General features: G+C 60.9%; 14 protein-coding genes and 1 riboswitch. Of the genes, 9 read left to right on the top strand and 5 right to left on the bottom strand.

Features of this window, described 5'->3' with window-relative positions; translation table 11 throughout:
• Nucleotides 1–10: 10 nt before the first annotated feature.
• The 8 genes from tyrS (at nucleotide 11) to FXN63_RS04095 (ending at nucleotide 7,353) form a co-directional block, all read left to right on the top strand.
• On the top strand, nucleotides 11–1,306 hold the full coding sequence (gene tyrS, locus FXN63_RS04060; RefSeq protein ID WP_148813083.1) for a tyrosine--tRNA ligase: 1,296 nt from the start codon (nucleotides 11–13) through the stop codon (nucleotides 1,304–1,306).
• A 7-nt stretch (nucleotides 1,307–1,313) separates the two neighbouring features.
• Nucleotides 1,314–1,775 (top strand): D-aminoacyl-tRNA deacylase, encoded by a 462-nt coding sequence (gene dtd, locus FXN63_RS04065; RefSeq protein WP_148813085.1) that lies wholly within the window; start codon nucleotides 1,314–1,316, stop codon nucleotides 1,773–1,775.
• 60 nt (nucleotides 1,776–1,835) lie between these two features.
• A complete protein-coding gene (locus FXN63_RS04070) occupies nucleotides 1,836–2,486 on the top strand; it encodes a YbhB/YbcL family Raf kinase inhibitor-like protein (protein WP_148813087.1) in 651 nt (216 codons plus the stop codon).
• A 7-nt stretch (nucleotides 2,487–2,493) separates the two neighbouring features.
• The gene (locus FXN63_RS04075) at nucleotides 2,494–3,138 is read left to right on the top strand and encodes a histidine phosphatase family protein (RefSeq protein ID WP_148813089.1); all 645 of its coding nucleotides are present in this window, start codon (nucleotides 2,494–2,496) and stop codon (nucleotides 3,136–3,138) included.
• Between the two features lie 38 nt (nucleotides 3,139–3,176).
• Nucleotides 3,177–3,373, top strand: a riboswitch (ZMP/ZTP riboswitch).
• 96 nt (nucleotides 3,374–3,469) lie between these two features.
• Complete coding sequence (glyA, locus tag FXN63_RS04080) at nucleotides 3,470–4,717, top strand: serine hydroxymethyltransferase (protein WP_148813091.1); 1,248 nt, start codon at nucleotides 3,470–3,472, stop codon at nucleotides 4,715–4,717.
• 15 nt (nucleotides 4,718–4,732) lie between these two features.
• Nucleotides 4,733–5,203, top strand: coding sequence for a transcriptional regulator NrdR (nrdR, locus tag FXN63_RS04085; protein WP_148813093.1), 471 nt, complete (start codon nucleotides 4,733–4,735; stop codon nucleotides 5,201–5,203).
• 83 nt (nucleotides 5,204–5,286) lie between these two features.
• Complete coding sequence (gene ribD / locus FXN63_RS04090) at nucleotides 5,287–6,435, top strand: bifunctional diaminohydroxyphosphoribosylaminopyrimidine deaminase/5-amino-6-(5-phosphoribosylamino)uracil reductase RibD (protein ID WP_281290858.1); 1,149 nt, start codon at nucleotides 5,287–5,289, stop codon at nucleotides 6,433–6,435.
• Between the two features lie 303 nt (nucleotides 6,436–6,738).
• Nucleotides 6,739–7,353 (top strand): riboflavin synthase, encoded by a 615-nt coding sequence (locus FXN63_RS04095; RefSeq protein ID WP_148813095.1) that lies wholly within the window; start codon nucleotides 6,739–6,741, stop codon nucleotides 7,351–7,353.
• Nucleotides 7,354–7,484: 131 nt separating this feature from the next.
• On the opposite strand, the gene FXN63_RS04100 is transcribed toward FXN63_RS04095, so the two are convergent.
• Nucleotides 7,485–8,288: a substrate-binding domain-containing protein gene (locus FXN63_RS04100; protein WP_148813097.1), complete on the bottom strand. Its 804-nt coding sequence runs from the start codon at nucleotides 8,286–8,288 to the stop codon at nucleotides 7,485–7,487.
• A gap of 85 nt (nucleotides 8,289–8,373) precedes the next feature.
• Here FXN63_RS04100 and FXN63_RS04105 point away from each other — a divergent pair, with 85 nt between their 5' ends.
• Entirely contained in the window at nucleotides 8,374–9,279 is a 906-nt protein-coding gene (locus tag FXN63_RS04105) for a LysR family transcriptional regulator (protein WP_148813099.1), read from the top strand.
• Between the two features lie 49 nt (nucleotides 9,280–9,328).
• On the opposite strand, the gene FXN63_RS04110 is transcribed toward FXN63_RS04105, so the two are convergent.
• From FXN63_RS04110 to FXN63_RS04125, 4 genes are all read right to left on the bottom strand, one after another.
• A complete protein-coding gene (locus FXN63_RS04110; RefSeq protein WP_148813101.1) occupies nucleotides 9,329–10,012 on the bottom strand; it encodes an aspartate/glutamate racemase family protein in 684 nt (227 codons plus the stop codon).
• 10 nt (nucleotides 10,013–10,022) lie between these two features.
• The gene (locus FXN63_RS04115; RefSeq protein WP_148813103.1) at nucleotides 10,023–10,865 is read right to left on the bottom strand and encodes a MurR/RpiR family transcriptional regulator; all 843 of its coding nucleotides are present in this window, start codon (nucleotides 10,863–10,865) and stop codon (nucleotides 10,023–10,025) included.
• A 60-nt stretch (nucleotides 10,866–10,925) separates the two neighbouring features.
• Nucleotides 10,926–11,714, bottom strand: a complete 789-nt coding sequence (locus tag FXN63_RS04120) for a transporter substrate-binding domain-containing protein (protein WP_148813105.1) — start codon at nucleotides 11,712–11,714, stop codon at nucleotides 10,926–10,928.
• Nucleotides 11,715–12,042: 328 nt separating this feature from the next.
• Nucleotides 12,043–12,942, bottom strand: coding sequence for a LysR family transcriptional regulator (locus FXN63_RS04125; protein ID WP_148813107.1), 900 nt, complete (start codon nucleotides 12,940–12,942; stop codon nucleotides 12,043–12,045).
• Nucleotides 12,943–12,953 lie beyond the last annotated feature (11 nt).

The following is a 12,953-nucleotide window of genomic DNA, read 5'->3' on the forward strand; positions in this document are numbered from 1 at the left end:
TATTCCCAACATGACCTCATCTCTGCCAGATTCCGCTTCCCTCCCGACCAATGATGCCGGCACGCCCGCGCGCGCTGCCAGCGAGCCCGTGCTGTATCCGGTTACTGCCGAGGTCGAACGCGATCTGGCGGTGGTCAAACGCGGTTGTGACGAATTGTTAGTCGAAGCCGATATGCTTCGAAAATTGGCCCGTAGCCGCGCGACCGGCGTGCCGCTTCGCATCAAATTGGGCCTGGATCCGACCGCGCCCGATATCCATCTTGGCCACACGGTGGTGCTCAACAAGCTGCGTCAGCTGCAGGACTTGGGCCATACGGTCATTTTCCTGATTGGCGATTTCACCTCGATGATCGGTGATCCCAGCGGTCGCAATGCCACCCGCCCGCCGCTTACGCCTGAACAGATCGCGATCAACGCGGAGACCTATTACGCCCAGGCCAGCCTGGTGCTGGATCCGGCGCGCACCGAAGTTCGATACAACTCCGAATGGTGCGATCCGCTAGGCGCGCGCGGGATGATCCAGCTGGCCTCGCGTTACACCGTGGCGCGCATGTTGGAACGTGACGATTTCACCAAGCGTTATCGCGGCGGCATCCCGATCTCGGTGCACGAATTCCTGTACCCGCTGATGCAGGGTTACGACTCGGTCGCGCTGAAGTCCGACGTGGAACTGGGCGGCACGGACCAGAAGTTCAACCTGCTGGTCGGGCGTGAACTGCAAAAGGAATACGGACAAGAGCCGCAGTGTGTGCTGACCATGCCGCTGCTGGTGGGGCTGGATGGCGTCGAAAAGATGTCGAAGTCCAAGCACAACTACATCGGTATCTCTGAAGCGCCGGGCGACATGTTCGGCAAGCTGATGTCGATTTCCGACGACCTGATGTGGAAGTATTTCGAGCTGCTGTCGTTCCGTTCGCTGGAAGACATCGCCGGCCTGCGTGCCGAAACCGAGGCCGGTCGCAACCCGCGTGACATCAAGGTCATGCTGGCGCAGGAAATCGTCACGCGTTTCCATTCGACGCAGGCAGCCGAGCAGGCACTGGCCGATTTCGACGCCCGCAGCAAGGGCGCGATCCCCGACGACATCCCGGAACACACGCTGCCCGGTGCGCCGCTGGGCATTCTGGCGGTACTGCGCAGCGCCGGTCTGTGTGCCTCGGGTGCCGAAGCCCAGCGCAACATCGAACAAGGTGGTGTGCGGGTCGAGGGTGCCAAGGTCGAAGACAAGAGCTTGAAGCTGGATGTGGGCACTTACGTGATTCAGGTCGGCAAGCGCAAGTTTGCCCGGGTGACGGTCACCGGATGACCGAGGCATGATCGCCTTGATCCAGCGGGTTGCCGAGGCCAGTGTCATCGTGGACGGCGAGCGGGTAGGTGAGATCGGCGCAGGCCTGCTTGCGCTGGTCTGCGCCGAACGCGATGACACCCCGCGCGATGCCGACGCCTTGTTGGAAAAGATGCTGGCCTACCGCATCTTTGCCGATGAGCGCGGCCGCATGAACAAGTCGCTGCGTGACGTGGCTGGCAATTTGCTGCTGGTGCCGCAGTTCACGCTGGCCGCAGATACGCGTTCAGGCACGCGTCCCAGTTTCACGCCGGCCGCCGCCCCGGATGATGCCCGTCGACTGTTTGACCATACGGTCGTGCAGGCGAGGGCGCAAAACGGGTTAGGCTTGATACAAACGGGTATTTTCGGCGCGCACATGAAGGTGGCGCTGGTAAACGACGGCCCGGTAACCTTTTGGTTGAGTACACGCGGTCGCCAGGTCTCTTGAACGTATTCAAGCGGCCTTGAGCGTCCATGACGTAACCCGATATGGCACAGGAGCGCAGCAATGAAACTCTGGAGCGAATCTTTTTCGGATGGACAACCGATCCCGGCGCGTTACGCGTTTGGTCGGATTGACGAAAAGAACCATGTCGGCCTGGCCGATAACTTGAACCCGCAGCTGATCTGGGATGAGGTGCCAGCGGGCACACGTTCGTTTGTCGTACTGGTTCATGACTTCGATGTGCCCACCAAGGGTGACGACGTCAACCATGAAGACCGTGAAGTGCCGGCAGACCTGCCGCGCACCGACTTCTTCCATTGGGTGCTGGTCGACCTGCCCGCCGATGCGCGTGAGATCGAAGAGGGTGAATTCAGCAATGAAGTGACCCCGCGCGGCAAGGGTGGCCCGATGGCACCCCGCGATGCCCGCCAGGGTCTGAACGATTACACCGGCTGGTTCTCTGGCGATCACGACATGAGCGGCCAGTATTTCGGCTACGACGGCCCGTGCCCCCCGTGGAACGATTCGCTGATCCACCACTACGTGTTCACGCTGTACGCGCTGGATGTCGATCGCGTACCGCTCGACGGTGTCTTCAGCGGCACCGATGTCCGTCGTGCCATCGACAAGCATGTCTTGGCCCAGGCGGCATTCACCGGCACCTATACCCTTAATCCAAGGCTGGCTCCTACCCAGATCGCCAGCGATGAGTGAGCGTTGAATGAGTGAACTTTGGTTGATCCGTCATGGCGAGACGGACTGGAATCGCACCCGTCGCATGCAGGGCTCGCTGAACGTGGGCCTGAATGCGCTGGGGCGCAGCCAGGCCGATCAGGTGGCGGCGCGCCTGGGCACGCTGGCGGCAAGCGAAACTTTCCATGCGATCTACAGCAGTGACCTGGACCGGGCGCACACCACCGCCAAGCCGGCGGCGGCTGCGCTGGGCCTGGAGATCACGCTGGACCCCGGTCTGCGCGAACGCAATTACGGGGTAATGCAGGGGCTGGATCGGCAGGAAATCGATCTGCTGCTGCCGGAAGCCGCTGCGGCCTGGAAAAGCCGCGACCCGGATCGTGAGATCCCGGGAGGCGAAACCCTGCGTGCTTTCCACGACCGGGTGGTCGGTACACTGGCCCGCATCGGGGTCGCGCACCGTGGTCAGCGGGTGCTGATCTTCACGCACGGTGGGGTGCTGGATATCGCTTACCGCCACGCCACCGGCGTGGGGTTTGCAGCCGAGCGCAATCACTTGCTGCTGAACGCCAGCATCAACCGCATCGTGCTCGACAGCGATACCTGGCAGGTCGTGGAATGGGCCAATGACAGTCATTTGACCGAAGCTGCTGACGAAGTATCGCCGTATTGAGCGAGTGCTTGGCACAGTGCTAGAATCACGTGATTGCCTTTACCCTGCGTAACTGGCGAAAAGGGGGCGTGGCCATGGTGGCTGACGGTTGACTGTCAGACCAAGCATCGGCTGCAAGCCTTTTGTGGATCACCACAAGGAAGCGCAGGGATAGACGAGGTTAGGCTTAAGACCGGGCTTTTTTCAGGCTGGTTGTACGCGGAATCTTGTCACGCCGTTCGCCTGGGCAGCCGTAGGCAGCTTCACATGCGCGATGGCGCATGTGGAAATTGCGGCTGGCCGGCACCATCAGGAACACCGGCCCGCCCTCCTCGCACAGGAAGGAACCGTTATGTTCGATCGCAAGCGCACTATCTCCATCGTTGACCCGGAACTGTGGTCCGCCATCCAGAAAGAAGACGTGCGCCAAGAGCAGCACATCGAGCTGATCGCGTCCGAGAACTACACCAGCCCCGCCGTGATGGAAGCGCAGGGCACGCAACTCACCAACAAGTACGCCGAAGGCTACCCGGGCAAGCGCTATTACGGTGGCTGCGAGTTTGTCGACATCGTCGAACAACTGGCCATCGATCGCCTGAAGAAGCTGTTCGGCGCTGAAGCCGCCAACGTGCAACCCAACTCGGGTTCGCAAGCCAACCAGGGCGTGTACCTGGCTGTGCTGAAGCCGGGCGACACCGTCTTGGGCATGAGCCTGGCCGAAGGCGGTCACCTGACCCACGGTTCCTCGGTCAACGCGTCTGGCAAGCTGTACAACTTCGTGTCCTACGGCCTGAACGCCGACGAAGCCATCGATTATGACCAGGTCGCCGCATTGGCTGCCGAGCACAAGCCGAAGCTGATCGTCGCAGGCGCATCGGCCTACGCGCTGCGTATCGACTTCGAGCGCTTCGCCAAGATCGCCAAGGATGTCGGCGCCTACTTCATGGTCGACATCGCCCACTACGCAGGCCTGGTTGCCGGTGGTGCCTACCCGAACCCGGTGCCGCACGCCGACTTCGTCACGTCCACCACGCACAAGTCGCTGCGCGGTCCGCGCGGTGGCGTGATCATGATGAAGGCCGAGCACGAGAAGATGATCAACTCGGCAATCTTCCCCGGCTTGCAAGGCGGCCCGCTGGAACACGTCATCGCCGGTAAGGCCGTGGCCTTCCTGGAAGCGCTTGACCCGTCGTGGAAGGACTACGCCGAGCAAGTCGTGAAGAACGCCAAGGTGATGGCCGACACGCTGACCAAGCGCGGTCTGCGCATTGTGTCGGGCCGCACGGAAAGCCACGTCATGCTGGTTGACCTGCGTGCCAAGGGCATCACCGGCAAGGAAGCGGAAGCCGTGCTGGGCCAGGCGCACATCACGACCAACAAGAACGCCATCCCGAACGACCCGGAAAAGCCTTTCGTCACCAGCGGCATCCGTCTGGGCACGCCGGCCATCACCACGCGTGGTTTCAAGGAAGCCGAAACCGAGCTGACCGCAAACCTGATCGCCGATGTGCTGGACAACCCGCGCGACGAAGCCAACATCCTGGCCGTGCGTGCAAAGGTTGAAGCCCTGACCGGCAAGTTCCCGGTCTACGGCGGCTGATCCAGGCTCACACGTATGAAGTGTCCTTTCTGCGGGAACGATGAAACCCAGGTGGTCGACAGCCGGCCCCTGGAGGAAGGCGATGCCATCCGCAGACGCAGGCGCTGTGCCGCCTGCGACCGGCGCTTCACGACGTTCGAGCGGGCCGAACTCGTCATGCCTTGGGTGGTCAAGCGCAATGGCAACCGGACTGAGTTCGACCCCTCGAAGCTGCGCAGCAGCATGTCGCTTGCCTTGCGCAAGCGGCCGGTTTCTGCCGATCAGCTGGAAGCGGCGCTGGCGCGCATCGAAGAGGCGCTTCGCACCTCTGGTGTACGCGAGCTGCCGTCCGAGAAGGTCGGCGAACTGGTCATGAAAGAACTGCAAGGACTCGACAAGATCGCCTACGTGCGCTTTGCGTCGGTCTACCGGAATTTTGAACACATCGACGCCTTTGCCGATGTGGTGCGCGAGATGCAGGGTCCCCCCAATCCGTCGGGGCACTGACATGCGCTACCTCTCCACGTCCGCAAGGTTCGCAAGCCCTCTGAACAGGCTGCCGGCCCGTGCGGGGGCGGAGTGATCTCCCTATGAGCAATACCGTGCTTGCGTCCCCGCAAGATCAAGCCTGGATGCGCCACGCGCTGGCGCTGGCTGAAAAGGTCATGTTCACCACCACGCCGAATCCGCGCGTGGGCTGCGTGATCGTGAAAGACGAACGGGTGATCGGTGAGGGCGCAACCCAACCGCCCGGCGGCCCGCATGCCGAAGTGGTCGCCCTGCGCGATGCCGAATCGCGCGGCGAGTCGGTGGCCGGGGCCACGGTCTATGTCACGCTGGAACCCTGCAATCACTTTGGTCGCACGCCGCCTTGCGTCAATGCCTTGCTGGCCGCGATGCCGGCACGTGTTGTGGTTGCCATGGGCGATCCGAATCCCCTGGTCAACGGACATGGCCTGGCCCGCTTGCGTGCTGCCGGCATCACGGTCGATACCGGCGTCTGCCTGGATGAAGCGCTGGCACTGAACGTCGGTTTTGTCGCCCGCATGCATCGTGGTTCACCCTGGGTGTGGATGAAACTGGCGTCGTCGCTGGACGGCCGCAGTGCCTTGCACAACGGCAAGTCGCAATGGATCACCGGTGAGGCCGCGCGCGCCGATGGTCATGTCTGGCGGGCGCGCAGCTGCGCGGTGCTGACCGGCATCGGCACCGTGCTGGCCGATGACCCGCAAATGAATGTGCGCCACGTGGCCACGCCACGCCAGCCGCGCAAGATCGTGGTTGATGCGCAATTGCTGCTCCCCGAAACCGCGCGCCTGCTGGATGACACCCCCACCTGGATCTTCACGGCGCGCACCGATGCCGCGAAAGCCGCGCGTCTGGCCGATCGCAATGTGCAGGTCATCGAACTGCCCGATGGTCGTGGCAAAGTGGACTTGCCCGCCATGTTCCGCTGGCTGGGTGAAAACGACATCAACGAAGTCCACGTGGAAGCGGGCGAAAAGCTTAATGGCTCGCTGCTGCGCGAGGATTGCATCGACGAACTGCTGAGTTATCTGGCACCGGTGCTGCTGGGCGATGCCGCAGGCGTGGCGCGTCTGCCGGTGCTGGAATCTTTGGACGACGTCCGGCGTTTTGCATTCACCGACGTAATGGCGGTGGGGCAGGACGTAAGGCTGCGCGCGCGCGTGGACGAAAACTGGCTGGCGCTGCGCGAGGCGGTGTCGCTGCTGGGTTGAGCGAGACGTCGTTGCGGTGTGATCGGACTTCTCACCACGCTGTCCCGCACGAGCAGTCGCACGCTTGGTCGAATTCGTGTGCAGGGTCGCACTTGCTTCATGGGTGAACGTCCGCATCTGAATACCCGCAGCTGAATTTCGCAATTGAACATTCGCAACTGAACATCCGCAACTATCTACCCGCATCTGAACGCCTGCATCAGCAGGTGTTCTGCCGCCAATGCGTCATCGGCCTCGTGTCTTGACGACATCCTGGCAATGCCCATCACGCTTGCGCCCCGAGGCGCTTGAAAGGACTACATCGTGTTTACCGGAATCGTCGCGGCTGTGGGCCGTATCAAGCAGATCGACGCCCTGGGCGACTCGCCCGATGCCGGCGTGCGACTGGTGGTGGATGCTGGCGGGCTGGACTTGTCCGACGTGCAACTGGGCGACTCAATCGCGATCCAGGGCGCGTGCATGACGGTCGTATCGCAAGACGCCTCCGGTTTCACCGTGGACGTGTCGCGCGAAAGCCTTAGCCTGACGGCCGGACTGGATGCGGTCGGCGACGTGAACTTGGAAAAAGCGCTGCGCCTGAATGATCGCCTGGGCGGTCACCTGGTGTCGGGCCACGTGGATGGCCTGGGCACGGTGCAGCGCTTTGAGCCGGTGGGTGAATCGCATGAATTGGTAGTGCGCGCGCCGAAGGACCTTGGCCGGTTCCTGGCTTACAAAGGGTCCATCGTCATCAATGGCGTGAGCCTGACGGTGAATTCCGTGGAAGACGGCCCGGAAGGTTGCGATGTCAGCATCAACCTGATCCCGCACACCATTGAAGTGACGACCCTGCGCCACTTGAAGGCAGGCAACCGGGTAAACCTGGAGATCGATTTGATTGCCCGGTATGTCGAACGGATGCTGAACGCGCCGAAATGATATTGGCGTGGCGGGAATGTTGAGTATGAGCTGAATAAAAAATGTCTGGTTTGAATAACCCGCATTGATGAATTCAGATGCCAATAAAAACGCCCTTCGAATTTCGAAGGGCGTTTCAGCAATCAGGCTGCTTATTTAGCTTTGTGCGGTGCTGGGTCCAGACCAGTACGCTTGATCTGATCCACCACGTCCGGCGAGGACAGATAATCCACCAGCGCCTTGGCCGCTGCTGGCTGTGCGGTGTTGCTCACGACGCCCGCAGAAAATGCGGTGATTTGCTGGGCGGCGTCGGGCAGCGGGCCGACAATATCGATACCCGTCACCGGTTTAAGCTCGGACATTTGCTGGAAACCGATTTCGGCGTCACCGCGGGCAACGATATGGCCCACCGGATCGCCTGGAATCATGCGCGCCTTGCCCTTCAGTTGTTCCTCGATGCCCAGGCGCTTGAACAGCACGGTAGACAGGTAAACGCCGCTGGCGCTGTCGGAATACGCAATGGATTTGGCGTTCAGCAACGTCGTCTTCAGCGCATCAACGCTAGAGATATCAGGCTGTGGGGCACCTGCCTTGACCGCCATGCCGATGCGCGACAGCGCAAGCACTTCGTGATCGGTTTTCGATACCTTGCCTTGGTCGATCAGGCGCTGAAGCGAGTCACCCACCATGATGACGACGTCGATGGTTTCACCTCGGTTCAGTCGGTTTGGAATGGCTTCTTTGGTATCGCCCATTGATGGGCCCCAACCCGAAATCAGTTTGTGCCCGGTCTTTTGTTCAAACCCAGGTGCAAGCTGTTTGTAAGCTGCGGCGAATCCGCCTGAACTGACGACATATAAATCGGCGGCAAAGCTTGTGCTGCTGGCCACGCAGATTGCGACGGCCAGTACGGTCTGCTTGACCCGTTTTCCCAGGGTGATGGCATTGATTGTCATTTTTGTAGCCTGAAGGTAGGTTCTTGCCATGGTGCGCAAAAAAGTTTAAAAGGTGAAATGCAATTAATCTAACGATTGATAATTTATGCGCATCAATATTGAAACTGGCGAATTACTGGCTTTTATCGCGGTAGCCAAGCAATCCAGTTTCAAGGCCGCTGCTGAAGGTTTGTTTATCTCTCAGCCAGCCTTAAGCCGGCGTATTGAAAATCTTGAAAACTCGCTTCAGGAACGGCTTTTCGAACGGACCACCCGCAGGGTGTCGCTGACGGCGGCTGGCAAGCTGTTCCTGGTCCACGCACAGGCCGTGATCGAAGAGCTTGAACTGGGCATTCGAAGCATTGAGCTTGGCACCGCGCAACGCCGTGAACACGTCACGGTGGCCTGCGTGCCCTCGGTTGCCAACCACCTGCTGCCGCAGGTATTGAAGCGTTATGCCACCGAGCACCCGAACGTCAGGGTGAAGATCATCGATGAAAGCGCAACCGATGTGCTGGAGAGCGTGCGAAGCGGCGAGGCCGACTTCGGCATCAATTTCATTGGGGCGCAGGAAGCCGAAATAGATTTCGAAGAAATCATGCAAGAGCATTATCTGGTGGTCATGCCGGATAAGCACCCGCTGGCAAATGAGCGGGTTATTTCATTGCAGGCCCTGGCAGGCGAAAAGATGGTGTCTGTGTCGTCTTCCAGTGGGAATCGCGGGCTGATCGATAATGCCTTCGCGCGGGTTCCCCACCGGCCGGTCATTCAGTATGAAATCAATCACGTGGCGGGTGCGATCAGTCTGGTGGCAGCCGGTATCGGCGTGGCTTTGCTGCCGGAACTGTCGATAAAAAACGCGCCATTCACGGGCATCGTGGCGCGTCCGTTATCGGGTGCAGGCATCGTCCGATCATTGGGGCTGATCGTGCGCAAAGGGAATGTGCTGCGGCCGCTATCCGCCAAGCTGGCATCGGCGCTCAGGGAAGCCGTGTCCAGTCGGCAGGAATGACTGCACGCGTGTCACCCACCAGCCGAAAAAATGCGCGTGCGTCAGCGCGTCAAGCGTCGGCCAGCAGGGCGGTATCTTGCCTATTGTCTGACTGAAGCTGCTTCAACAGCTGCGACACCGCTGCCGCAATCGGGGCAATGATCGGAATATCGAAATGGGGGGCCAAGCCCACGGCAGCCCGGCCCAGGGGGCCGCCACCGATGATGACGGCCTGCGCGCCGTCTTCGATGCATGCCAGCACGGCACTGTGCAACGCGGCTTCCAATGCGAGCGCATCACCGGCAAGCGCGCGGGGGTCTCCGGGTGTCAATCGGGCACCCGTGTACTGGGCGCTCAACCCCAACGCCTTGGCATCTGCATGAATTGCCGTCAGCAAGTCCGGTGTGACGGTTGCAATGCCAAAGCGTCTGCCGTTTGCACCGGCCTCGCGCATGGACGCCTCGCAGATGCCAACGACAGGCACCTGGCTTGATGTCCTGACGCGTTCAATGCCCGGGTCACCAAACGCGCTGATGATGACTCCGGCCCAGTGACTGCCTGCATTTTTCCAGACCTGTTCCACCTGCTGACCGGCTGCGGACAATTCTGCTGGGTTGACGATCATGCTTGGGCCGGACATAGCGGTCATGCCCGTGATGCGAAAGCCGGATGGCAGGTGTGCGGAAGCAATCGCGACCATCATGTCGGTGGTGGCCTGCGAGGTGTTCGGGTTGATCAGAAGAATGTCTGGCATGCCCTGTGGCTTAAAACTCATCCGTGTCTTCATGAATTGCCTCGATTGCGGTCATGCGTTTTCGTCCCGCAGCGCCCGAGGCTTCGATCACCATGGTGGCAAGCAGGTCACACCAGGCCATCACTGCAACGTGATTGTCCAGTGATCCCGGGCCACGGCAATCACATTGAATGGACCAGGTAGCCGCTTGAAAATCCGGCGACATCTGGTCGCTGACATACACAATCTTCGTCCGCGTTTTCACGGCAGCCGTCAGCACGGCATCCATCTGCCTGGTCTGTCTGCGCATGCCGAAGACGATGATGCAATCGCGCTCGGTCAACCCGGCCATGTGCTCGGCCGTGGTTTCACCGGCCCCCGGAATAACGGTGACGCGGGGCAGCACCTGAATGATCTGCCAGCGCAGATACACCGCGAAAGCCTGGCTGCTGCGGCTGCCGAATATCACGACTTGCGGCGCGTCGATCATCGCCTTCACCACCTTGGTCATCACGGCATCGGACAAGCGGTCGAAGGTGCTGGCCAGATTGGCCTGGGATTGCTGGAAATGCGTGGCGACCAAGGCACCGCGTTTTGCCGCTGCGGTGCCCGACTGCAACAGGGGTGATCCGCTTTCCTGTTCCTTGCGCACCCGACGCCGCGCTTCCTCATAGTTCTCGTATCCCAGTCGACGCACGAAGCGGCTGACCGTCGACGGAGATACCTGCGCCAGATTGGCCAGCTCGTTGCCCGCGTAGCCAGCCAGTTCGCCGGGGAATTCCAGCAGAAAATCCGCAAGCTGCCTTTCCGCAACAGACAGGTCGCCCAGCATGTTGCGCACGCGGCGAACAAAGGAATCAGGAGCATTTCTCATGAGGAATCACGGCGGGATTGGGGCAAGCGAGAGGGTACTCTTTCAGCCCACCGCGCAGTGTCACAAAGGCAGATCACCAGTAGAACGATTCAGCCACTTCTGGGCCAGTTTTTCGAGGTCGCCGTTTTTCTTGCCGTCCAGAATGATCTGATCGAGCTTGTTCTTGAGCGCGACTTCGCCTTTGTTGACGCCCATGAAATTGGGGCTGTCCTTCAACAGCAGTTTGTATTCGACCTGCGGGTTCTTCTCCATCATCTGTGCCCCTTCGGTCACGCTGGTGGCGATCACCTGAACCTGGCCGGACATGAATGCTGATACGGTTCCCACGTGGTCGTCGAAGCGTTTGACCGTGGTTCCCTTGGGCATGACTTTTTCCAGTTCCGTCTCTGCCATCGCGCCTCGGGTGACGGACACGGTTTTGCCTGCCAAGTCATCCCAGCCAGCGACCTTGGTCGATTTGGCGGCAAAGACTGCTTGATAGAACGGTGAGTAGGCGTGGGTGAAGTCCACCACTTTTTCGCGTTCGGCGGTCTTGCCGAGCGTGGAGATGATCACGTCCACCTTCTTGCTCAGCAGGTAGGGAACTCGGTTGGCACTGTTCACCGATACCAGTTCAACCGTGGATGCACCCAGCTTGGCCGCCACGTAATTGGCCATGTCGATATCCAGGCCGCGTGGTTTCAGATCAGGGCCGACGAAGCCATAGGGCGGGTAATCAACGGGAATGGCAATGCGGATCTTCTTGGTCTTCTCGATGGTGCTCAAGGCATCCTGGGCATGCACTGCGCCCGACATCAACAGGGAAGCGGCCAGCAAAGCAACGTGCATCAGGCGGGCAGGGATAGGCATCTGGAATTCCTTCAGCGGTGAGAGACAAGGGGCCAAAAATTGAATTTCACGGATGTGGTTATGTGAAATTCAAATTTCAATGTCTCGGTTTTATGCAAGGTGTGTGCCAGCGACTTCTGCCCTGGTTCGATTGACTGAAAACGCCTGACTCTCACGTCTGGCGCAGAGGGAGTCACCACCCGGACCACAGACCGTGCGTGACCGCTTTGCATTGCCGGCAAGCCGCGACATGCACCAAATGGCGACAGCTTCCGTGCCACCTTGCACCACTTGAGGGATCTACGCGCCCCATCGACAACTGCCTGTCCGCATCGGAGAAATCTTCCCGTCAACGGCTTGCTGGTTGCCCCACCGCGATCGCAGCCACCAGGTCATCCAGATACCCTGGCCGTGGTGCCTCCCGCACCACGACATAACGCGGTCGCGCGGCCCATGCATCGGCAAGCGGCACGATGGCGATCTGCATGCCTGCGCCATACCGCTGCGCCACCGACGCGGGAACAATCGCCACGCCCACATCGGCTTCCACCATCAGGCACACCGCTTCAAACCCATTGACCTGAGCCCGGGGCCGGGTCTGTGCGCGTCCCATGGCTGCGATGCGACCGCGCAGAAACGCCTGCAGGGTGCTGTCGGCATGCAGGCCCACGGTGGGCAGGTCGACCACGTCGGCATAACGAATCTGTGCGTGGTCGGCAAGATGATGACCGCGTGCCGTCACCAGCACCAGCTGGTCGGTGGCGAAGTGGGTCCAGCACAGTCCATCCAGGTCTACCTCGCCCGCGACGACGCCGAGGTCGGCGCGGCCTTCGCGCACTGCCCGCGCAATCTCGTGGTTGGCCTGTTCCTCCAGGCTGACGCTGACATCGGGATGCGAGGCCAGGAACCGCGCCAGCACGGCCGGCATCAGCTCAGTAACCGCCGTGGTGTTGGCCAGCACCGTGACGTGTCCTTGCAGGCCGCCGGCAAAGGCGTCCAGCGTGGCTCCCAGGGCATCGGATTCCAGCAGCATGACCCGCGCATGGCGCGCGAAGGCTTCGCCGGCCGCAGTCATTCGTACACCGCGTGCTTCGCGTTCCAGCAGCCGGCAGCCCGCCTGCTGTTCCATGGCACGAACACGCTGGCTGACTGCCGGCAGGGACAAGTGGCAGCGTGCGGCGGCGCGGGTCAGGTTGGCCAGTTCGGCCACGGCCACGAACAGGCGCAAGTCGGTCAGGCTCAGTTGCATGGCAAAGCTTC

The organism is Pigmentiphaga aceris (genome assembly GCF_008119665.1).
Classification (GTDB): domain Bacteria; phylum Pseudomonadota; class Gammaproteobacteria; order Burkholderiales; family Burkholderiaceae_B; genus Pigmentiphaga; species Pigmentiphaga aceris.

Bases quoted from the DNA above. Each gene is read 5' to 3' on its own strand.
- FXN63_RS04070 (WP_148813087.1), top strand. From the start codon at position 1,836: ATGAAACTCTGGAGCGAATCTTTTTCGGATGGACAACCGATCCCGGCG.
- FXN63_RS04115 (WP_148813103.1), bottom strand. From the start codon at position 10,865: ATGAGAAATGCTCCTGATTCCTTTGTTCGCCGCGTGCGCAACATGCTG.
- FXN63_RS04105 (WP_148813099.1), top strand. From the start codon at position 8,374: ATGCGCATCAATATTGAAACTGGCGAATTACTGGCTTTTATCGCGGTA.
- FXN63_RS04100 (WP_148813097.1), bottom strand. From the start codon at position 8,288: ATGACAATCAATGCCATCACCCTGGGAAAACGGGTCAAGCAGACCGTA.
- tyrS (WP_148813083.1), top strand. From the start codon at position 11: ATGACCTCATCTCTGCCAGATTCCGCTTCCCTCCCGACCAATGATGCC.
- dtd (WP_148813085.1), top strand. From the start codon at position 1,314: ATGATCGCCTTGATCCAGCGGGTTGCCGAGGCCAGTGTCATCGTGGAC.
- FXN63_RS04125 (WP_148813107.1), bottom strand. From the start codon at position 12,942: ATGCAACTGAGCCTGACCGACTTGCGCCTGTTCGTGGCCGTGGCCGAA.
- nrdR (WP_148813093.1), top strand. From the start codon at position 4,733: ATGAAGTGTCCTTTCTGCGGGAACGATGAAACCCAGGTGGTCGACAGC.
- FXN63_RS04075 (WP_148813089.1), top strand. From the start codon at position 2,494: ATGAGTGAACTTTGGTTGATCCGTCATGGCGAGACGGACTGGAATCGC.
- FXN63_RS04110 (WP_148813101.1), bottom strand. From the start codon at position 10,012: ATGCCAGACATTCTTCTGATCAACCCGAACACCTCGCAGGCCACCACC.
- ribD (WP_281290858.1), top strand. From the start codon at position 5,287: ATGAGCAATACCGTGCTTGCGTCCCCGCAAGATCAAGCCTGGATGCGC.
- FXN63_RS04120 (WP_148813105.1), bottom strand. From the start codon at position 11,714: ATGCCTATCCCTGCCCGCCTGATGCACGTTGCTTTGCTGGCCGCTTCC.
- glyA (WP_148813091.1), top strand. From the start codon at position 3,470: ATGTTCGATCGCAAGCGCACTATCTCCATCGTTGACCCGGAACTGTGG.